The organism is Streptomyces tendae (genome assembly GCF_014650435.1).
Lineage (GTDB): Bacteria > Actinomycetota > Actinomycetes > Streptomycetales > Streptomycetaceae > Streptomyces > Streptomyces tendae.
In genome coordinates, this window is sequence record NZ_BMUY01000005.1 from 128323 (window position 1) to 142715 (window position 14393).

Annotated in this window: 15 protein-coding genes; 9 read left to right on the plus strand and 6 right to left on the minus strand. The window is 73.7% G+C overall.

Going from position 1 to position 14393, the window contains the following annotated elements; genetic code table 11:
- Both IE258_RS15385 and IE258_RS15390 read left to right on the plus strand, forming a co-directional pair.
- Positions 1-402 (plus strand): tautomerase family protein, encoded by a 402-nt coding sequence (locus tag IE258_RS15385; protein WP_189743811.1) that lies wholly within the window; start codon positions 1-3, stop codon positions 400-402.
- Positions 396-794 (plus strand): VOC family protein, encoded by a 399-nt coding sequence (locus IE258_RS15390; protein ID WP_189743813.1) that lies wholly within the window; start codon positions 396-398, stop codon positions 792-794. The genes IE258_RS15385 and IE258_RS15390 overlap by 7 nt, the downstream gene beginning before the upstream one ends.
- Positions 795-839: 45 nt before the next feature.
- On the opposite strand, the gene IE258_RS15395 is transcribed toward IE258_RS15390, so the two are convergent.
- Both IE258_RS15395 and IE258_RS15400 read right to left on the minus strand, forming a co-directional pair.
- On the minus strand, positions 840-2078 hold the full coding sequence (locus IE258_RS15395) for an ROK family protein (protein ID WP_161379108.1): 1239 nt from the start codon (positions 2076-2078) through the stop codon (positions 840-842).
- Positions 2079-2115: 37 nt separating this feature from the next.
- Positions 2116-2766 (minus strand): alpha-ketoglutarate-dependent dioxygenase AlkB family protein, encoded by a 651-nt coding sequence (locus IE258_RS15400; RefSeq protein ID WP_189743815.1) that lies wholly within the window; start codon positions 2764-2766, stop codon positions 2116-2118.
- A gap of 167 nt (positions 2767-2933) precedes the next feature.
- On the opposite strand from IE258_RS15400, the gene IE258_RS15405 reads away from it, so the two are divergent.
- Positions 2934-4070 (plus strand): methyltransferase, encoded by a 1137-nt coding sequence (locus IE258_RS15405; RefSeq protein WP_189744400.1) that lies wholly within the window; start codon positions 2934-2936, stop codon positions 4068-4070.
- Positions 4071-4103: 33 nt separating this feature from the next.
- On the opposite strand, the gene IE258_RS15410 is transcribed toward IE258_RS15405, so the two are convergent.
- Positions 4104-4985 (minus strand): SIS domain-containing protein, encoded by an 882-nt coding sequence (locus IE258_RS15410; protein WP_189743817.1) that lies wholly within the window; start codon positions 4983-4985, stop codon positions 4104-4106.
- Between the two features lie 126 nt (positions 4986-5111).
- Here IE258_RS15410 and IE258_RS15415 point away from each other — a divergent pair, with 126 nt between their 5' ends.
- Positions 5112-5891, plus strand: coding sequence for a DeoR/GlpR family DNA-binding transcription regulator (locus IE258_RS15415; RefSeq protein WP_189743819.1), 780 nt, complete (start codon positions 5112-5114; stop codon positions 5889-5891).
- Between the two features lie 41 nt (positions 5892-5932).
- Here IE258_RS15415 and IE258_RS15420 read toward each other — a convergent pair whose 3' ends face one another.
- Positions 5933-6928: a DUF8832 domain-containing protein gene (locus IE258_RS15420; RefSeq protein WP_189743821.1), complete on the minus strand. Its 996-nt coding sequence runs from the start codon at positions 6926-6928 to the stop codon at positions 5933-5935.
- 192 nt (positions 6929-7120) lie between these two features.
- Between IE258_RS15420 and IE258_RS15425 the strand changes: the two genes are divergently transcribed.
- From IE258_RS15425 to IE258_RS15435, 3 genes are all read left to right on the plus strand, one after another.
- Complete coding sequence (locus IE258_RS15425) at positions 7121-7363, plus strand: heavy-metal-associated domain-containing protein (RefSeq protein ID WP_189743823.1); 243 nt, start codon at positions 7121-7123, stop codon at positions 7361-7363.
- Positions 7364-7441: 78 nt separating this feature from the next.
- Positions 7442-9703 carry a heavy metal translocating P-type ATPase gene (locus IE258_RS15430; protein WP_189743825.1) on the plus strand — a complete coding sequence of 754 codons (2262 nt, stop codon included), beginning with the start codon at positions 7442-7444 and terminating at the stop codon, positions 9701-9703.
- A gap of 420 nt (positions 9704-10123) precedes the next feature.
- Positions 10124-10780, plus strand: coding sequence for a phosphatase PAP2 family protein (locus IE258_RS15435; RefSeq protein WP_189743828.1), 657 nt, complete (start codon positions 10124-10126; stop codon positions 10778-10780).
- On the opposite strand, the gene IE258_RS15440 is transcribed toward IE258_RS15435, so the two are convergent.
- A complete protein-coding gene (locus IE258_RS15440) occupies positions 10753-11205 on the minus strand; it encodes a phospholipase (protein ID WP_189743830.1) in 453 nt (150 codons plus the stop codon). The two genes, IE258_RS15435 and IE258_RS15440, sit on opposite strands and share 28 nt — an antisense overlap.
- Positions 11206-11332: 127 nt before the next feature.
- Entirely contained in the window at positions 11333-12448 is a 1116-nt protein-coding gene (locus tag IE258_RS15445; protein WP_189743832.1) for a Gfo/Idh/MocA family protein, read from the minus strand.
- Positions 12449-12699: 251 nt separating this feature from the next.
- Between IE258_RS15445 and IE258_RS15450 the strand changes: the two genes are divergently transcribed.
- Together IE258_RS15450 and IE258_RS15455 are read left to right on the plus strand one after the other, a co-directional pair.
- Complete coding sequence (locus tag IE258_RS15450; protein ID WP_189743834.1) at positions 12700-13302, plus strand: Dps family protein; 603 nt, start codon at positions 12700-12702, stop codon at positions 13300-13302.
- 11 nt (positions 13303-13313) lie between these two features.
- Entirely contained in the window at positions 13314-14387 is a 1074-nt protein-coding gene (locus IE258_RS15455) for an ABC-2 transporter permease (protein WP_189743836.1), read from the plus strand.
- The last annotated feature ends 6 nt before the right edge of the window (positions 14388-14393 follow it).

Here is a 14393-nt window from a genome sequence, read left to right on the forward strand (position 1 = left end):
ATGCCCTTCGTCCGCATCGACGCCCACGGCGGCGACACCGACGACGACCGCCTCGACGCGCTCGGGCGGGCCGTCCACGACGCCCTGGTCGAGACGCTCGGCATTCCGTCCGACGACCGCTTCCAGGTCCTGACCGCCCACGACGCCGCCCGCGGCACCCTGCGCCACGACGACTACCTCGGTGTGCGCCGGGACGCCGGCATCGTGTTCGTGGCGATCACGCTGCGGGCGGGGCGGGCGACCGGGCGGAAGGAGGCGCTGTACCGCCGGATCGCGCAGCTCGCCGAGGAGTACGCGGGGACGGAGCCCCGCAACGTCTTCGTCACCCTGACCGAGAACTCTTCCGCGGACTGGTCGCTGGGCGACGGCCTCGCGCAGTACGTAGGGTCGGGATCATGCTGAGACTCGGAATCCCCGTCATCGGTGTCACGGACATCCCCCGCGCGGTGGCGTTCTGGACGGCGGCGCTGCCCCTGGTGGCCGTGGAGGAGTGGAGCAGCGAGACCTGGCGCACGCTCGAGTACGCCGACGGGTCCGGGCACGCCCTCGGTCTGATGCGCAGCGACTCGCCGCCCGAGCCCCGGCCCCGGCTCCACCTCGACCTGTACACGGACTCGGCCGAGGAGCAGCGGGCGGAGGTGCGGCGGCTGATCGGCCTCGGTGCGCGGACCGTCGACTGGGACCTGTACCCGCCCGAACCGGACTTCGTCGTGCTGGCCGACCCGGACGACAACGTCTTCTGCGTCGTCGACCTCAGTAACGCGCCGAGCGGCGGCGACCGGCCCGCACCCTGAGGCGGCGACCGGCCCGCGCCCTGAGGGGCGGCCGCCCTCGACCGCCTACGCCGGCACGCCCAACGGGTCGTCCAGGACCGGCTGCCAGGCCAACTCGGCCGCGCCCACCAGGCTGTTGTGGTCGAGGCCGCAGGGCAGGATGGGCACCCCGCCGCTCTGGCCCCACAGGCTGCGCCCGGCGACGACCGCGCGCAGCCGCTCGGGGTCGGCGTCGAGAAGCGCGCGGTGGAGTCCGCCGAGGATGATGCGGTCCGGGTTGAGGATGTTCACCAGACCCGCGAGGCCCAGCCCCAGGCGGTCGATGAGCGTCTCGGTGGCGGCGCGGACGTCCGGGTCGGCGTAGTGCTCGCGGATCAGGTCGTAGGACTGCTGGAGCAGGGACACCTCGGGTCCCGGCGTGCGGCCGGCCGCCGTGAGGAAGGCCAGCGGGTCGGTCTCCACGTCCAGGCAGCCACGGCTGCCGCAGTGGCAGGGGCGCCCCTCGGGGTTGACGGCGAGGTGGCCGACCTCCAGCGCGAGGCCCGAACTGCCGGTGTGCAGCCGGCCGTCGAGGACCAGCGCGCCGCCGACACCGCGGTGGCCGGTGGCCACGCAGAGCAGGTCGCGGGCGCCGCGTCCGGCACCGTGGCGGTGCTCCGCGAGGGCGGCGAGGTTGACGTCGTTGCCGGTGAAGGCGGGGCCCTCGATTCCCGCGGCGCGCACCTGCCGCGCGAAGATCTCCCGAACGGGCGCGCCGGCCGGCCAGGCCAGGTGCAGCGGGTTCAGTGCCAGGCCCTCCGGTTCCGCGACGGCCGACGGCACGGCGAGTCCGGCGCCGACGCAGCGCCGCCCGGTCTCCCGCAGGAGTTCCGCGCCCGCCTCGACGACCGAGCCCAGCACCTTCGCGGGGTCCGCGTCGACGACCTCGCAGCCGGGCGCGGTGGCGACGATCCGGCCGCCGAGACCGACCAGGGCGGCACGGAATCCGTCGGCGTGGATCTGGGCGGCCAGGACGACGGGTCCGTCCTCGGCGACCGAGAGGCGGTGCGAGGGGCGGCCCTGGGAACCGGCCGCCGCGCCGGGCCTGGCGTCCACCCGGATCAGGCCGAGCGCCTCCAGCTCGGCGGCGACCGCCCCGGCCGTGGCCCGGGTCACGCCCAGTTCCGCGGTGAGGACGGCCCTGGTGGGGGCGCGTCCGGTGTGCACGAGCTCCAACGCGGGCCCGAGCGCACCGCGCCCCCGGTCCAACCGCGTCCTCGAGGTGGTCCCTTCCCCCGCCGCCCGGGGGTCCGCCTTGCCGCTCATGAGGGGGAGTCTCCCATGATCCGTCCGGGCGGCGTGCCTAGAGGCCGCTGCCCCGGAGCGTGATGTTCAGCCGCCCGGCGAGTCCCAACTCGGGCGGCGCGGTGCCCGGGTGCACCCTCGGCACCCCGTGGTACGCGAGCCGGGAAGGGCCGCCGAAGACGAACAGGTCGCCGCTGCGCAGCTCGGTGTCGGTGTAGGGACGGGTGCGGGTCTCGGGGTTGCCGAAGCGGAAGACGCAGGTGTCGCCGAGGCTCAGGGAGACCACGGGGGCCCCGGAGCGCTCGTCCGCGTCTCGGTGCATGCCCATGCGGGCGTCGGCGTCGTAGAAGTTGACCAACGCGATGTCGTACGGCTCCCCTGCCACCGCTTCGGCGCCCAGCGCGTCGGTCACCGCGCGGCGGGCGAGGTCGTCGAGCCAGTCCGGGAAGGGCTTGACCGGGGCTCCGTCGCCGTCGACGGCGCTGGGGGCGTAGCCGTACGGGTACCAGTGGCGGCCGAGGCAGACCTGCCGGGCGGTCACGGTGCCGCCGCCGGGGGTGCGCACCGTGCGGAGTCCGGCCGGTGGGCGGGCCCACTCGCGGCATGCCTCCAGCAGCTCGCGCTGCCGTCCCGGGGTCAGCCAGTCCGGCACGTGGACGGCGCCGGGCGCGGTCTCGGCGCGGGTCCTGGGGAACAGCTCGGCGTCCATGTCCCCATCCTGCCTCCGCGCCCCGCCTCCCGGCCGCGACCGGCGCTGAGCTGCGGCTCGGCTAGCCTGGGCACACGATGAACGACGGCAGCACGCACGACCGCAGTACGAACCGTCGCAGCACGGAGCACCGCAGCACGGAGCACCGCAGCGACCGCGACGACCGTATGACGACGCCCTGGGGCACCCACGTGCTGTCCCGCTACCCCGAGGACCCGCGCGACCGGCTCCGCGCCTGGGACGCGTCCGACGAGTACCTGCTGGGGCACCTCGCGGAGCGGGAGGTGCCGCTGGACGGCACGGTCGTGGTCGTCGGCGACCGCTGGGGAGCGCTGGTGACGGCGCTGGCGGCGCACCGGCCGGTGCAGATCACCGACTCCCACCTGGCCCGGGAGGCGACGCGCGCCAATCTGGAGCGCGGCGGCGTCGAGCCGGGTTCGGTGCGCCTGCTCACCACGCAGGATCCGCCGCCGGACCGCGTCGACGTGCTGCTGGTGCGGGTGCCGAAGAGCCTGGCGCTGCTGGAGGACCAGCTGCTGCGGCTGGCGCCCGCGCTGCACGAGGGCACGGTCGTGGTCGGCACCGGGATGGTGAAGGAGATCCACACCTCGACCCTCCGGCTGTTCGAGCGGATCGTCGGGCCGACCCGGACCTCACTTGCCGTGAAGAAGGCCCGGCTGATCTTCGCCGAACCCGACCCCGCGCTGAAGCCGCCCGCCAACCCCTGGCCGCTCGGCTACCGGCTCCCCGACGACGTCGGACCGCTCCTCTCCGGCCGGCCCGTCGTCAACCACGCCGGGGTCTTCTGCGCCGACCGGCTCGACATCGGCACCCGCTTCTTCCTCCGGCACCTGCCGGAGCCCGGGGGCTTCCGCCGGGTGGTGGACCTGGGCTGCGGCAACGGTGTGGTCGGTACGGCGGTGGCGCTGGCCGATCCGGACACCGAGGTCCTGTTCACCGACGAGTCGTTCCAGGCGGTGGCCTCGGCCGAGGCCACGTACCGGGCGAACGAGGTCGCGGGCCGGGCGGAGTTCCGGGTCGGCGACGGACTGGCCGGGGTGCCGGACGGCAGTGCCGACCTGGTGCTGAACAATCCGCCGTTCCACTCCCACCAGGCGACGACCGACGCCACGGCGTGGCGGATGTTCACCGGGGCGCGGCGGGTGCTGCGCCCCGGCGGCGAACTGTGGGTGGTCGGTAACCGGCACCTGGGCTACCACGTCAAGCTGCGGCGCCTGTTCGGCAACAGCGAGCTGGTGGCGGGCGACCGGAAGTTCGTGGTCCTGAGGGCGGTCAAGGAGTAGCCGGAGGAGGGGGACCCTGCGTCCGAGCGGGCGTCAGGGGGCGAGGACGACCGAGCGGGTCAGGTGGCGCGGGCGGTCCGGGTCGAGGCCGCGGATGGAGGCGACGGCGACGGCGAGCCGCTGGGCGCGCACCAGTTCGGCGAGCGGGTCCAGCCCGCCGGGCACCCACAGCGCGCCGGTGTCGCGCACCTGGTCCGCCAGGCCCTCGGGCGCCTCGCCGAACATCCAGGTCGCCGTGCCCGCGGTGCTGATGCTGACGGGGCCGTGCCGGTACTCCATCGCCGGGTACGCCTCCGTCCAGGACAGGGACGCCTCGCGCATCTTGAGGCCGGCCTCGTTGGCCAGTCCGACGGTCCAGCCGCGGCCGAGGAAGGTGAACTGGGTGCGTTCGACGAGCCCTTCGGGCAGCTCGCCGGCGAGCGCGGCGCGGGCGTCGGCGACGACGGCCTCGGTGTGCAGGCCGAGGTGGGCGCGGAGCAGGGTGAGCGCGGTGGTCGCGAACCGGGTCTGGACGACGGACCGTTCGTCGGCGAAGTCGAGGACGACCACGTCGTCGGCGGCGGTCATGACCGGGGTCCCCGGGTCGGCGGTGAGCGCCACCGTGCGGGTACGCCCCTTCAACTGCGTGAGCAGCGTCAGCACTTCGGTGGTGGTGCCGGAACGGGTGAGGGCCACGACCCGGTCGTACGTCCGTCCCGGCGGGAACTCGGAGGCGGCGAAGGCGTCCGTCTCGCCGAGGCCCGCGTCCTCGCGCAGCGCCGCCGCCGACTGCGCCATGAAGTACGAGGTGCCGCAGCCGACGATCGCCACCCGCTCCCCCGCCGCCGGCAGCACTGCCGTGTGGCGCGTCGCCTCGGCCGCGGCGCGCGTCCAGCACGCGGGCTGGCTGTTGAGCTCGTCCTCGACATACGTCATGCCGCACACTCCCCGGACCCGGACTGATTGTTCCTGCAAGGTATAGCGATCTTTCGAGCACTATCAAGCAATCTGCGGAAGAGGGCGGTGCGCTAGGGTCGGCGAGGTCGAGGAACGGAGGCGCGGATGTCGCGCGACGCCCGCTGGAAGGCGCTGCTGGAGCTGCTCGTCGAGCGCGGCCGGCTGGACGTCGAGGAGGCGGCGACCGAGCTGGAGGTCTCGGCCGCGACGATCCGCCGCGACTTCGACCGGCTCGCCGAGCAGCAGATGCTGGTGCGCACGCGCGGTGGCGCGGTCGTCCACGGGGTGTCCTACGAGCTGCCGCTGCGCTACAAGACCGCCCGCAGGGCCTCGGAGAAGCAGCGCGTGGCGCAGGCGGTCGCCGCCCTGGTGGCGCCGGGCGAGGCGGTGGGGCTGACCGGGGGCACGACGACCACCGAAGTGGCGCGCGCCCTGGCCGTGCGCGCCGACCTTGCCTCCGGCACCCCCGCGTTGACGGTGGTCACCAACGCGCTCAACATCGCCAACGAGCTGGCCGTTCGGCCGCAGTTCAAGATCGTGGTGACCGGCGGTGTGGCCCGGGCGCAGTCGTACGAGCTGATCGGGCCGCTCGCTGACGGGGTGCTGGGCCAGGTCACCCTCGACGTGGCGGTCCTGGGCGTCGTCGCCTTCGACGTCGGGCACGGCGCCGCGGCCCACGACGAGGCGGAGGCCGCGATCAACCGGCTGCTGTGCGAGCGTGCCGAGCGGGTGGTCGTGGCCGCCGACTCCAGCAAGCTGGGCCGGCGGGCCTTCGCCCGGATCTGCGCGACCGGGTCGGTGGACACGCTGGTGACGGACGGCGCGGCCGACCCGGAGCTGGTGCGCGGGTTCGAGGAGGCGGGGGTCCGGGTCGTCACAGCCTGAGGGTCCTCCGCAGCGGGCACCGGCCCCGGCGGTGGTGCCGGTCAGTGCCCGTGGCCGTCGGTGTGCTCCGGCGTGGCGGCCGGCGCGGATTCCGTCGTGCCCGGCGTCGATCCGGCGCGCACGGTGAACGCCGCGGTGTGGACCTCGCCCCGGTGCCGGAAGTCCAGGTAGAGGCGGTAGGTGCCGTCACTGGGCGCGGTGGCCGTGAAGGAGATCTCCGGGCCGGGCTCGGTGGTGCCGTCGCCGGGTTCGCCGTTCGGGTGGACGTGGAGGTAGGCGAGGTCGCCGGCGCGCAGGGCGACCAGGTGGCCGTAGGCGCCGAGGTAGGGCTGGAGGTCGCCCACGGGTTCGCCGTCGCGGGACACCTTCAGCTTCAGCTCGCTCGCCTTGCCGGGGCGCAGGGAACCGTCGAGTTCCACCTCATAGCCGTCGGCCCGGGCGGTGCCGCTGGGAACCGGGAGCCGTGCGGGCTCGTACCGGCCCGAGGCGGCCAGGTCGGCGCCGAGGGTGAGGTTCTCGGTGTCCTCGCCGGCCGGGGTGAAGTCGGCGAAGACCCGGTAGCCGCCCGCCGCGGGCAGGTCGACGGGGGTGCTCCAGGTGCCGTCGGCGGCACGGGTGGGGTGCAGGTGGCGGTAGGTGACCAGGTCGCGTGAGGCCAGGACGAGGTGGAGTTCCTTCTCGTGCTCGCGCCGGTACGCGGTCACGGCGTCGCCGCTCGCGTCCCGGACCGTGAAGCGCAGTTCGGTGCGCTGACCGGCGGTGACGCGCGGGGTGGCGAGGTCGAGGGTGTAGCCGCCCTCGGAGACCTGCAGGCCGCCGGCCGGGGCACTCTCGTGCGCCCCGTGGCCGTCGCCCCCTTCCGGCCGCGACGACGGCTCGTCCGGGCCGCCCGGGTCGTCCCGTTCGCCGTGCTCCTCGTGGGGCGCGGATGCGCTGTCCGCGACGATCGGGTCCACACCCGCGCCGACGCCGTAGGCGGTGCCGAAGGTCGCGGCCAGGGCGGCCGCGAAGGCGGTGATCCTCAGTCCGGTGTGCATGGCGGTCGTCTCCTCGCTTTGCGGGTCTCCGGGTCTCGCGAAGACCTCTCCATGCACTTCACCATACCCCTAGGGGGTACCCAGTCAAGCAATGGAGACACTTGCTTTCAGTACCCCCCAGGGGTATACATGGAACCGCCGGGGACGGATACCCCCGCCCCGTATCGGCTCCACGATCTCCGGAGGAACGTCATGCCCTCGAACGTCACCACTCCCGCCGCCTCCCCCGTCACCACCACCTACGCCGTGTCCGGCATGAGCTGCGGTCACTGCAGCGCGACGCTCACCCGGGTGATCGGTGAGCTGGACGGTGTGACCGGTGTCGACGTCGAGCTGGACACCGGCCGGGTCACGGTCACCGCCGCCGAGCCGGACGACACCGCGATCGCCGCGGTGGTCGACGAGGCCGGCTACGAGCTGACCGGCCGCGCCTGACCGGCCCGCACTCCCCCGCCGCACCGCCGGGACCCGCGACGCCGGGTCCCGGCCGACGACCCCGCATCAGGAGCAGCCATGACCACCAGTACGACCAGCGCACCGGCCGAGGTTGAACTCGCCATCGGCGGCATGACCTGTGCCTCGTGCGCCGCCCGGATCGAGAAGAAGCTCAACCGGATGGAGGGGGTCACCGCCACCGTCAACTACGCGACGGAGAAGGCGAAGGTCAGCTATGCCGGTGACGTCTCCGTCCCGGAGCTGATCGCCACGGTCGAGGCCACCGGGTACACGGCCCACGAACCGGAGTCGGTCCGAACCGAGCCCGTGAGCGGCGCGGAGGGCGCCGAGCCCGCCGACGCGCTGCGACCGCTGAGGCAGCGGCTGGTGACGGCCGTGGTGCTGGCGGTCCCGGTCATCGCGATGGCGATGGTGCCGGCGCTGCAGTTCGAGTACTGGCAGTGGCTGTCGCTGACCCTGGCGGCGCCCGTGGTGACGTACGCGGCCTGGCCCTTCCACAGGGCCGCGTTCACCAACGCCCGGCACGGCGCGGCCACCATGGACACCCTGATCTCGGTCGGCACGTCGGCGGCCTTCCTGTGGTCGCTGTGGGCCCTGTTCCTCGGCACCGCGGGCACCCCCGGCATGACCCACCCCTTCGAGCTGACCATCTCCCGCGGCGACGGCTCCGGGAACATCTACCTGGAGGCCGCGGCCGGGGTGACCGCCTTCATCCTCGCCGGGCGCTACTTCGAGGCCCGCTCCAAGCGCAAGGCCGGTGCCGCGCTGAAGGCCCTGCTGGAACTGGGCGCCAAGGACGTCACCGTGGTCAGGGAGGGCCGTGAGGAGCAGATCCCGGTCGGGGACCTGAAGGCCGGGGACCGCTTCCTGGTCCGCCCCGGTGAGAAGATCGCCACCGACGGCACGGTCGTCGAGGGCACGTCGGCCGTCGACGCGTCGATGCTCACCGGCGAGTCCGTGCCGGTCGAGGTCGGCGTGGGCGACGGGGTCACCGGAGCGACCGTGAACGCGGGCGGCCGGCTGCTGGTCGAGGCGACGCGGGTCGGCGCGGACACCCAACTGGCGCGGATGGCGAAGCTGGTGGAGGACGCGCAGAACGGCAAGGCGGCCGCCCAGCGGCTCGCCGACCGCATCTCCGGCGTCTTCGTCCCCGTCGTGATCGCCCTCGCGCTGGCCACCCTCGGCTTCTGGATCGGCAACGGCTCCGGGCTGACCGCCGCGTTCACCGCCGCCGTCGCCGTCCTGATCATCGCCTGCCCCTGCGCGCTGGGGCTGGCCACCCCCACCGCGCTGATGGTCGGCACCGGGCGCGGCGCCCAGCTCGGCATCCTCATCAAGGGCCCCGAGGTCCTGGAGTCCACCCGCAAGGTCGACACCATCGTCCTGGACAAGACCGGAACCGTCACCACCGGCCGCATGACCCTGCTCGCCGTGCACACCGCGGAAGGCACCGAGGAGGCCGAAGTACTGCGGCTGGCCGGGGCGTTGGAGCACGCCTCGGAGCACCCGATCGCCCGGGCGGTGGCCGCCGGCGCCACCGAACGGGTCGGCACCCTGCCCGCCCCCGAGGACTTCGCCAACGTGCCGGGGCTCGGCGTCCAGGGCGTCGTCGAGGGCCACGCGGTCCTGGTGGGCCGCGAGCAGCTGCTCGCCGAGTGGGCCATGGAACTGCCCGCCGGTCTGGCCCGGACCAAGACCGAGGCGGAGCGGGACGGCCGCACCGCGATCGCCGTGGCCTGGGACGGCGAGGCCCGGGCGGTCCTGGAGGTCGCCGACGCGGTCAAGGACACCAGCGCCGAGGCGATCACCCGGATGCGCGCCCTGGGCCTGACTCCGGTGCTGCTGACCGGGGACAACGAGGCGGTGGCCGCCTCCGTCGCCCGCGAGGTCGGCATCGACGCCGAGCACGTCGTCGCCGAGGTCATGCCCGAGGACAAGGTCGCCGTCGTCAAGCGCCTGCAGGGCGAGGGGCGTTCGGTGGCGATGGTCGGCGACGGGGTCAACGACGCCGCCGCGCTCGCCCAGGCCGACCTGGGACTCGCCATGGGCACCGGTACCGACGCCGCCATCGAGGCGGGCGACCTCACCCTCGTCCGCGGGGACCTGCGCGCCGCGGCCGACGCCATCCGGCTGGCCCGCAGGACGCTCGGCACCATCAAGTCCAACCTGTTCTGGGCCTTCGCCTACAACGTCGCCGCCCTGCCGCTCGCCGCGGCCGGACTCCTCAACCCGATGATCGCCGGAGCCGCCATGGCCTTCTCCTCCGTCTTCGTCGTCGGCAACAGTCTGCGACTGCGGGGCTTCAAGGCCGCGGACTGACCCACCGCCTCGCCACCCGGGCCGCCGGCCGACTCCGCGAGGGGCGGCCGACGGCCCACCGGCGCGTGGCCCCGTCCGGTCCGGGCCACACCCGCCGGACGGGTCCGCTCCTTGGCGACGCCGCCGACGGGTCCCGCTCCTCGGCGACGCCCCCTGGACCGCTCCCGCTCCCTCGGCCCCCGGGACGGACCACCCCGCTCCGCGGCGACTCCACCAGGACGGACCCCGCCCCTTGGCAACAGCCCCGGACGGACCCAGCGCCCTCGGCAACGTCCCCCGGACGGACCCCACTCCTCGGCGACTCCACCGGGACGGACCACCCCGCTCCTCGGCGCCCCCCGGACGGACCCCGCCCGCGCGCCGCCGGGGCCGCGGACGACCAGGATGGTGCGGGTCCCCTCTCCCGCGGAGCAGGAGCCCATGACCGAACCGACCCATGCCGACGGCGGCACCCGTGGCCCGCTCGGGCCGCCGCCCGCCGGTCCGGGGTCCGCGCCGAAGAGGGCCCTCGAGGCCGTGCTCCGGGATCTGCGGGCCGTGGACGGGGCGTTGTACGCGGCCGTGGCCGGCACGTCCACGCCCGCGCTCGACCGCGCGCTGCGGCGCCTGTCCCATGCGGCGGACCATTCGAAGGTCTCGCTCGGGATCGCCGCCGCGCTCGCCCTGGGCGGTGCGCGGGCGCGGCACGCGGCCCTGGTCGGCGTGGGCGCGGTCGCCGTCGCGTCGGCCTCGGCGAACCTGCTGGGCAAGCGTCTGGTGCACCGGGCGCGACCGGACCGGGAGGCCGCGCGGGTGACGGTGGACCGCCATGTGCCCATGCCCGCGTCGGCGTCCTTCCCGTCGGGGCACACGGCCGCGGCGGTCGCGTTCGCCACGGCCGTCGGCGTCGTCCTGCCCGAGGCGGCCGTGCCGCTCGGCGCGCTGGCGGGCGCCGTCGGCTACTCCCGGGTCCACACCGGCGTGCACTATCCCGGAGACGTCGCCGCGGGCGCCGTCCTGGGCATCGCCAGTGCGGCGGCCGCGCTGGCGGCGGCGCCTGCCCGGGTTCGTCAGCCGAACACCTTCACGGCCTGGTAGTACGTCCAGGCGGTGCTGTTGCAGGCGGTCTCGGTGGCGCCGCCGTAACCGGCGCAGACCCGCTTGAGGTCCTCGTAGAAGGCGCTGTCGAGACGGGACTTGTTGGCGCTGAAGGTGCCCGCGTCCTTGTAGTTGCGGTAGCCGAAGTCGTGCCGTGCGCAGGAGGTGCTGAACGGGAAACCGAACGGGTTGTCCGGCGAGGAGGAGCAGTAGTCGGTGGTCCAGTCGAAACCGTAGGCGGACCAGGCGGACTTGTTCGCCCGCGCGGCGGTCCAGGCGTTGTAGCTGGACGCGCTGGTCTGCGTCCAGCTCGCGAGGACCTGTGCCTTGTCGGCGGGGGCGGCGTCGGCGGCCGCCGCGGTGGCGACGACGGTGGTCACGGCCAGGGCAGCGGCGGTGAGTCCGGTGGCGAGTCTGCGGTGCATTCCCACACCTCCATGAGGATGCGACCCACCCCTGGGTCGCAGGTTCATGTCAAGATGATGCGCATTTCCACCACCCGTTCACACCTATGGGGGCCCAACTCGCTGTGAACATCTCGGCTTTGGGGCCTTACGCACGCCCCCGGGGGGCCCAGTCGGGGTGGTCGCCGTGCATCGAGGAGTGGAAGGGGTCACCGGGGGTGATCTCGCCCGCGCGCACCGGCCGTCCGGTGAACGCCGCCTTGTACAGGGCAGCGGCGAACTCCAGCGTGGCGCGGGCCTCCGGACCGCTCCCGGGCGGGCGGGCCCCGGCGTCCCAGGCATCCAGTACCGCGCCGAGCTGCGCCGTGTGGGAGCTGGGCACGTCGGCGTCCGGAGCACCCCAGGCGGCGGCACGTTCGGGGCTGACGTGCCGGGCCGGGGTGTAGGTCCAGTCGTCGTTGCGATGCCCGTAGAGGTGCGTCAACTCGACGGTCGCGTCGACGCAGTCCACGCGTATCCGGCTCATCTCGTCCGGGGAGAGCACGCTGTTGACGACGGTGGCGAGGGCACCGTTCTCGAAGCGCACCAGGGCGGTCGAGACGTCCTCGCTCTCGGTGTCGTGCACCAGGCGCGAGGCCATGGCCCGTATCTCCGCCCAGGGGCCGAGCAGATGGAGCAGCAGGTCGTACTGGTGGATGCCGTGGCCCACGGTCGGGCCGCCGCCCTCGGTTGTCCAGCGTCCGCGCCAGGGCACCGCGTAGTAGGCGGCGTCGCGGTGCCAGGTCGTCTGGCAGTGCGCGACCAGCGGGGCGCCCAGGTCGCCGCCGGCGATCAGTGCGCGGGCGTGCGCGGCACCGGAGCCGTACCGGTGCTGAAAGATCACGGACGCGTACGCCCCGGACGCCTCCTCGGCCGCCGCGATGTCGTCGTACTCGGCGAGGGAGAGGCACAGCGGCTTCTCGCACAGCACCCAGGCACCGGCCTTCAGCGCGGCCACCGTCTGCTCCCGGTGCAGCGACGGCGGTGTGCCGACCAGGACCAGGTCGGGGCGTACGGCGTCCAGCATGGCGCCCGTCGACGCGTACCCGGCGACGCCGCCGGGCGCCTGCGCGCGGAAGGCGTCGAGCCGCGCCGGGTCCACGTCGACGGCGGCGACCAGTTCGACGCGGTCGGCGTGCGCGGCGAGGGCGGACAGGTGGCTGCCGGTGACGATGGCACCGGTACCGACCACGGCGACCCGGCGGCGGACGGGACGTGGAGCCATGCGGTCCTCCTCGGACGGCGGCGCGGTCGCACGCGTCCGCCGCTGGACGGTGATGAACACGAAGCGATAGAAGCGATAGAAGTGATAGAAAGCGCTTTCAGAACTGAGTCGACCCTAACCGGGCAGCGATGGCCCGGACAACCCCCACCGTTTGCGGGCCGGGCCCACGGCTGGTCGACTGTCGCGGGGGGACCGGGGCCGGCGGTATCGCGGCGGCCCACCCTTCAGTTCTCTCCGGAAGGAGTCCAGGCGTGAGTTCCCCGAAGCCGAAGCCCTCGTCGCCCGCGGAGCACCGGTCGGACGGCAGCCAGCCCTGGCTGCACCAGACAGGCCGAACCATCCAGGAGTTCGGCACCGTCAAGCAGTTCCCCGTGGCGCTGAGCATGGAGACCCGCCTCTACTCCTGCCAGCGGCTCAACAAGGTCCTGGCGGACACCCGGATCCTGCACGATCTGTACAAGAAGTACCACTGGCTGATGCGCGGGGCGACGTTCTACCAACTGCACCTGCTGCTGGACAAGCACGCGGGTGAACAGCTGGAGCTGATCGACACCATCGCCGAACGCGTCCAGACGCTCGGCGGCGTCGCGGTCGGAGACCCCCGGCACGTCGCGGAGATCACCACCGTGCCGCGCCCGCCGGACGGGGTGGAGGAGGTGCCGTCGATGCTCTCGCGGCTGCTGGAGGCGCACGAGCTGATCCTGACGGAGTGCCACGACGCTGCGGCCCGCACCCAGGAGTACGGGGACGACGGCACCAACGACCTGCTGGTCTCCGAGGTCGTGCGCACCAACGAACTGCAGGCGTGGTTCGTGGCGGAACACCTCGTGGACACGCCGCTGGTCCACGCCTGACCCCGTCGGACATGGCGCACACCGGCGAGGACACCGACGGCGGCCCTCCGGCGCACGGACGGTGGCACGCGTTCCGGCAGTCTCCGTTCTGGCCGGCCACCGTACTGGTGCTGATCCTCGCGGCCGCGGCGGGACTCTTCGCGGGCTCGTACACCTACTCGATGGCGAACCCGACGCCGCGCCTGATCCCCACGGCCGTGGTCGGCGCCTACGAGAAGGCGGGCGGCCGGGCCTTCCTGTACGGCTTGGAGAAGGCGCTGGACACCTCGGTGCGGGTGCATCCCTACGAGACCCGCGCCGCGGCCCGCGAGGCGATCGAGCAGCAGGAGGTCTTCGCGGTCTTCGAACTGCGCGACGACGGGCGGAACGCCGCCCTCGACGTGTCCGGCGCCTCCGGCGCGTCGGTCGCCGAGTTGCTCGCGCAGACGTCACCGGCCGTCGGGAAGAAGCTCGGCGTCCATGTGACCGTCCGGGACGTCAACCCTCTTCAGGAGGGGGACCCGCGCGGGCTGGCGATCTTCTACATCTCCCTGGCCGCCGTGATCATCGGCTTCGTCGGGGCGATCCAGCTGAGCGTGCACGCGCGGGCGCTCACCCCCTTGGAGCGCATCCTGTTCACCGCGGCCTACGCGCTGCTCGGCGGCTTCGTCATCGCCGCCACGGTGGACTGGCTGCTGGGCGCGGTGAACCTGCCGTTCGCCGAGTCGTGGCTGATCCTGGCGCTCACCATGTTCGTGTCCGGCATGGTCTTCACCATGTTCAACACCATGTTCGGCCGTTGGGCGATGCTGCCGACCTGGGGCCTCATGGTGATCATCGGCAATCCGTCCTCGGGCGGCGCGGTGTCCTGGCCGCTGCTGCCGTCGCCGCTGGGGGTGATCGGCCGGTGGCTGCCGCCCGGGGCCTCGGTCAACGCCCAGCACACCGCGGTGTACTTCCAGGGCCACCAGCACGCGTTCCCGTTCCTGGTGCTGGGCGGGTGGGCGCTGCTGTCCTGCACGGTCTTCTGGGTGTGGCGGCACCGGCATCCCGGTGGACGGGAGAAGGAACCGCCGGAGCCCGAGCCGGAGGCCGCCGGGTCCTGACGGTTC

Coding starts and splice junctions, on each gene's coding strand:
- IE258_RS15385 (WP_189743811.1), top strand. CDS start 1: ATGCCCTTCGTCCGCATCGACGCCCACGGCGGCGACACCGACGACGAC.
- IE258_RS15390 (WP_189743813.1), top strand. CDS start 396: ATGCTGAGACTCGGAATCCCCGTCATCGGTGTCACGGACATCCCCCGC.
- IE258_RS15395 (WP_161379108.1), bottom strand. CDS start 2,078: ATGAGCGGCAAGGCGGACCCCCGGGCGGCGGGGGAAGGGACCACCTCG.
- IE258_RS15400 (WP_189743815.1), bottom strand. CDS start 2,766: ATGGACGCCGAGCTGTTCCCCAGGACCCGCGCCGAGACCGCGCCCGGC.
- IE258_RS15405 (WP_189744400.1), top strand. CDS start 2,934: ATGACGACGCCCTGGGGCACCCACGTGCTGTCCCGCTACCCCGAGGAC.
- IE258_RS15410 (WP_189743817.1), bottom strand. CDS start 4,985: ATGACGTATGTCGAGGACGAGCTCAACAGCCAGCCCGCGTGCTGGACG.
- IE258_RS15415 (WP_189743819.1), top strand. CDS start 5,112: ATGTCGCGCGACGCCCGCTGGAAGGCGCTGCTGGAGCTGCTCGTCGAG.
- IE258_RS15420 (WP_189743821.1), bottom strand. CDS start 6,928: ATGCACACCGGACTGAGGATCACCGCCTTCGCGGCCGCCCTGGCCGCG.
- IE258_RS15425 (WP_189743823.1), top strand. CDS start 7,121: ATGCCCTCGAACGTCACCACTCCCGCCGCCTCCCCCGTCACCACCACC.
- IE258_RS15430 (WP_189743825.1), top strand. CDS start 7,442: ATGACCACCAGTACGACCAGCGCACCGGCCGAGGTTGAACTCGCCATC.
- IE258_RS15435 (WP_189743828.1), top strand. CDS start 10,124: ATGACCGAACCGACCCATGCCGACGGCGGCACCCGTGGCCCGCTCGGG.
- IE258_RS15440 (WP_189743830.1), bottom strand. CDS start 11,205: ATGCACCGCAGACTCGCCACCGGACTCACCGCCGCTGCCCTGGCCGTG.
- IE258_RS15445 (WP_189743832.1), bottom strand. CDS start 12,448: ATGGCTCCACGTCCCGTCCGCCGCCGGGTCGCCGTGGTCGGTACCGGT.
- IE258_RS15455 (WP_189743836.1), top strand. CDS start 13,314: ATGGCGCACACCGGCGAGGACACCGACGGCGGCCCTCCGGCGCACGGA.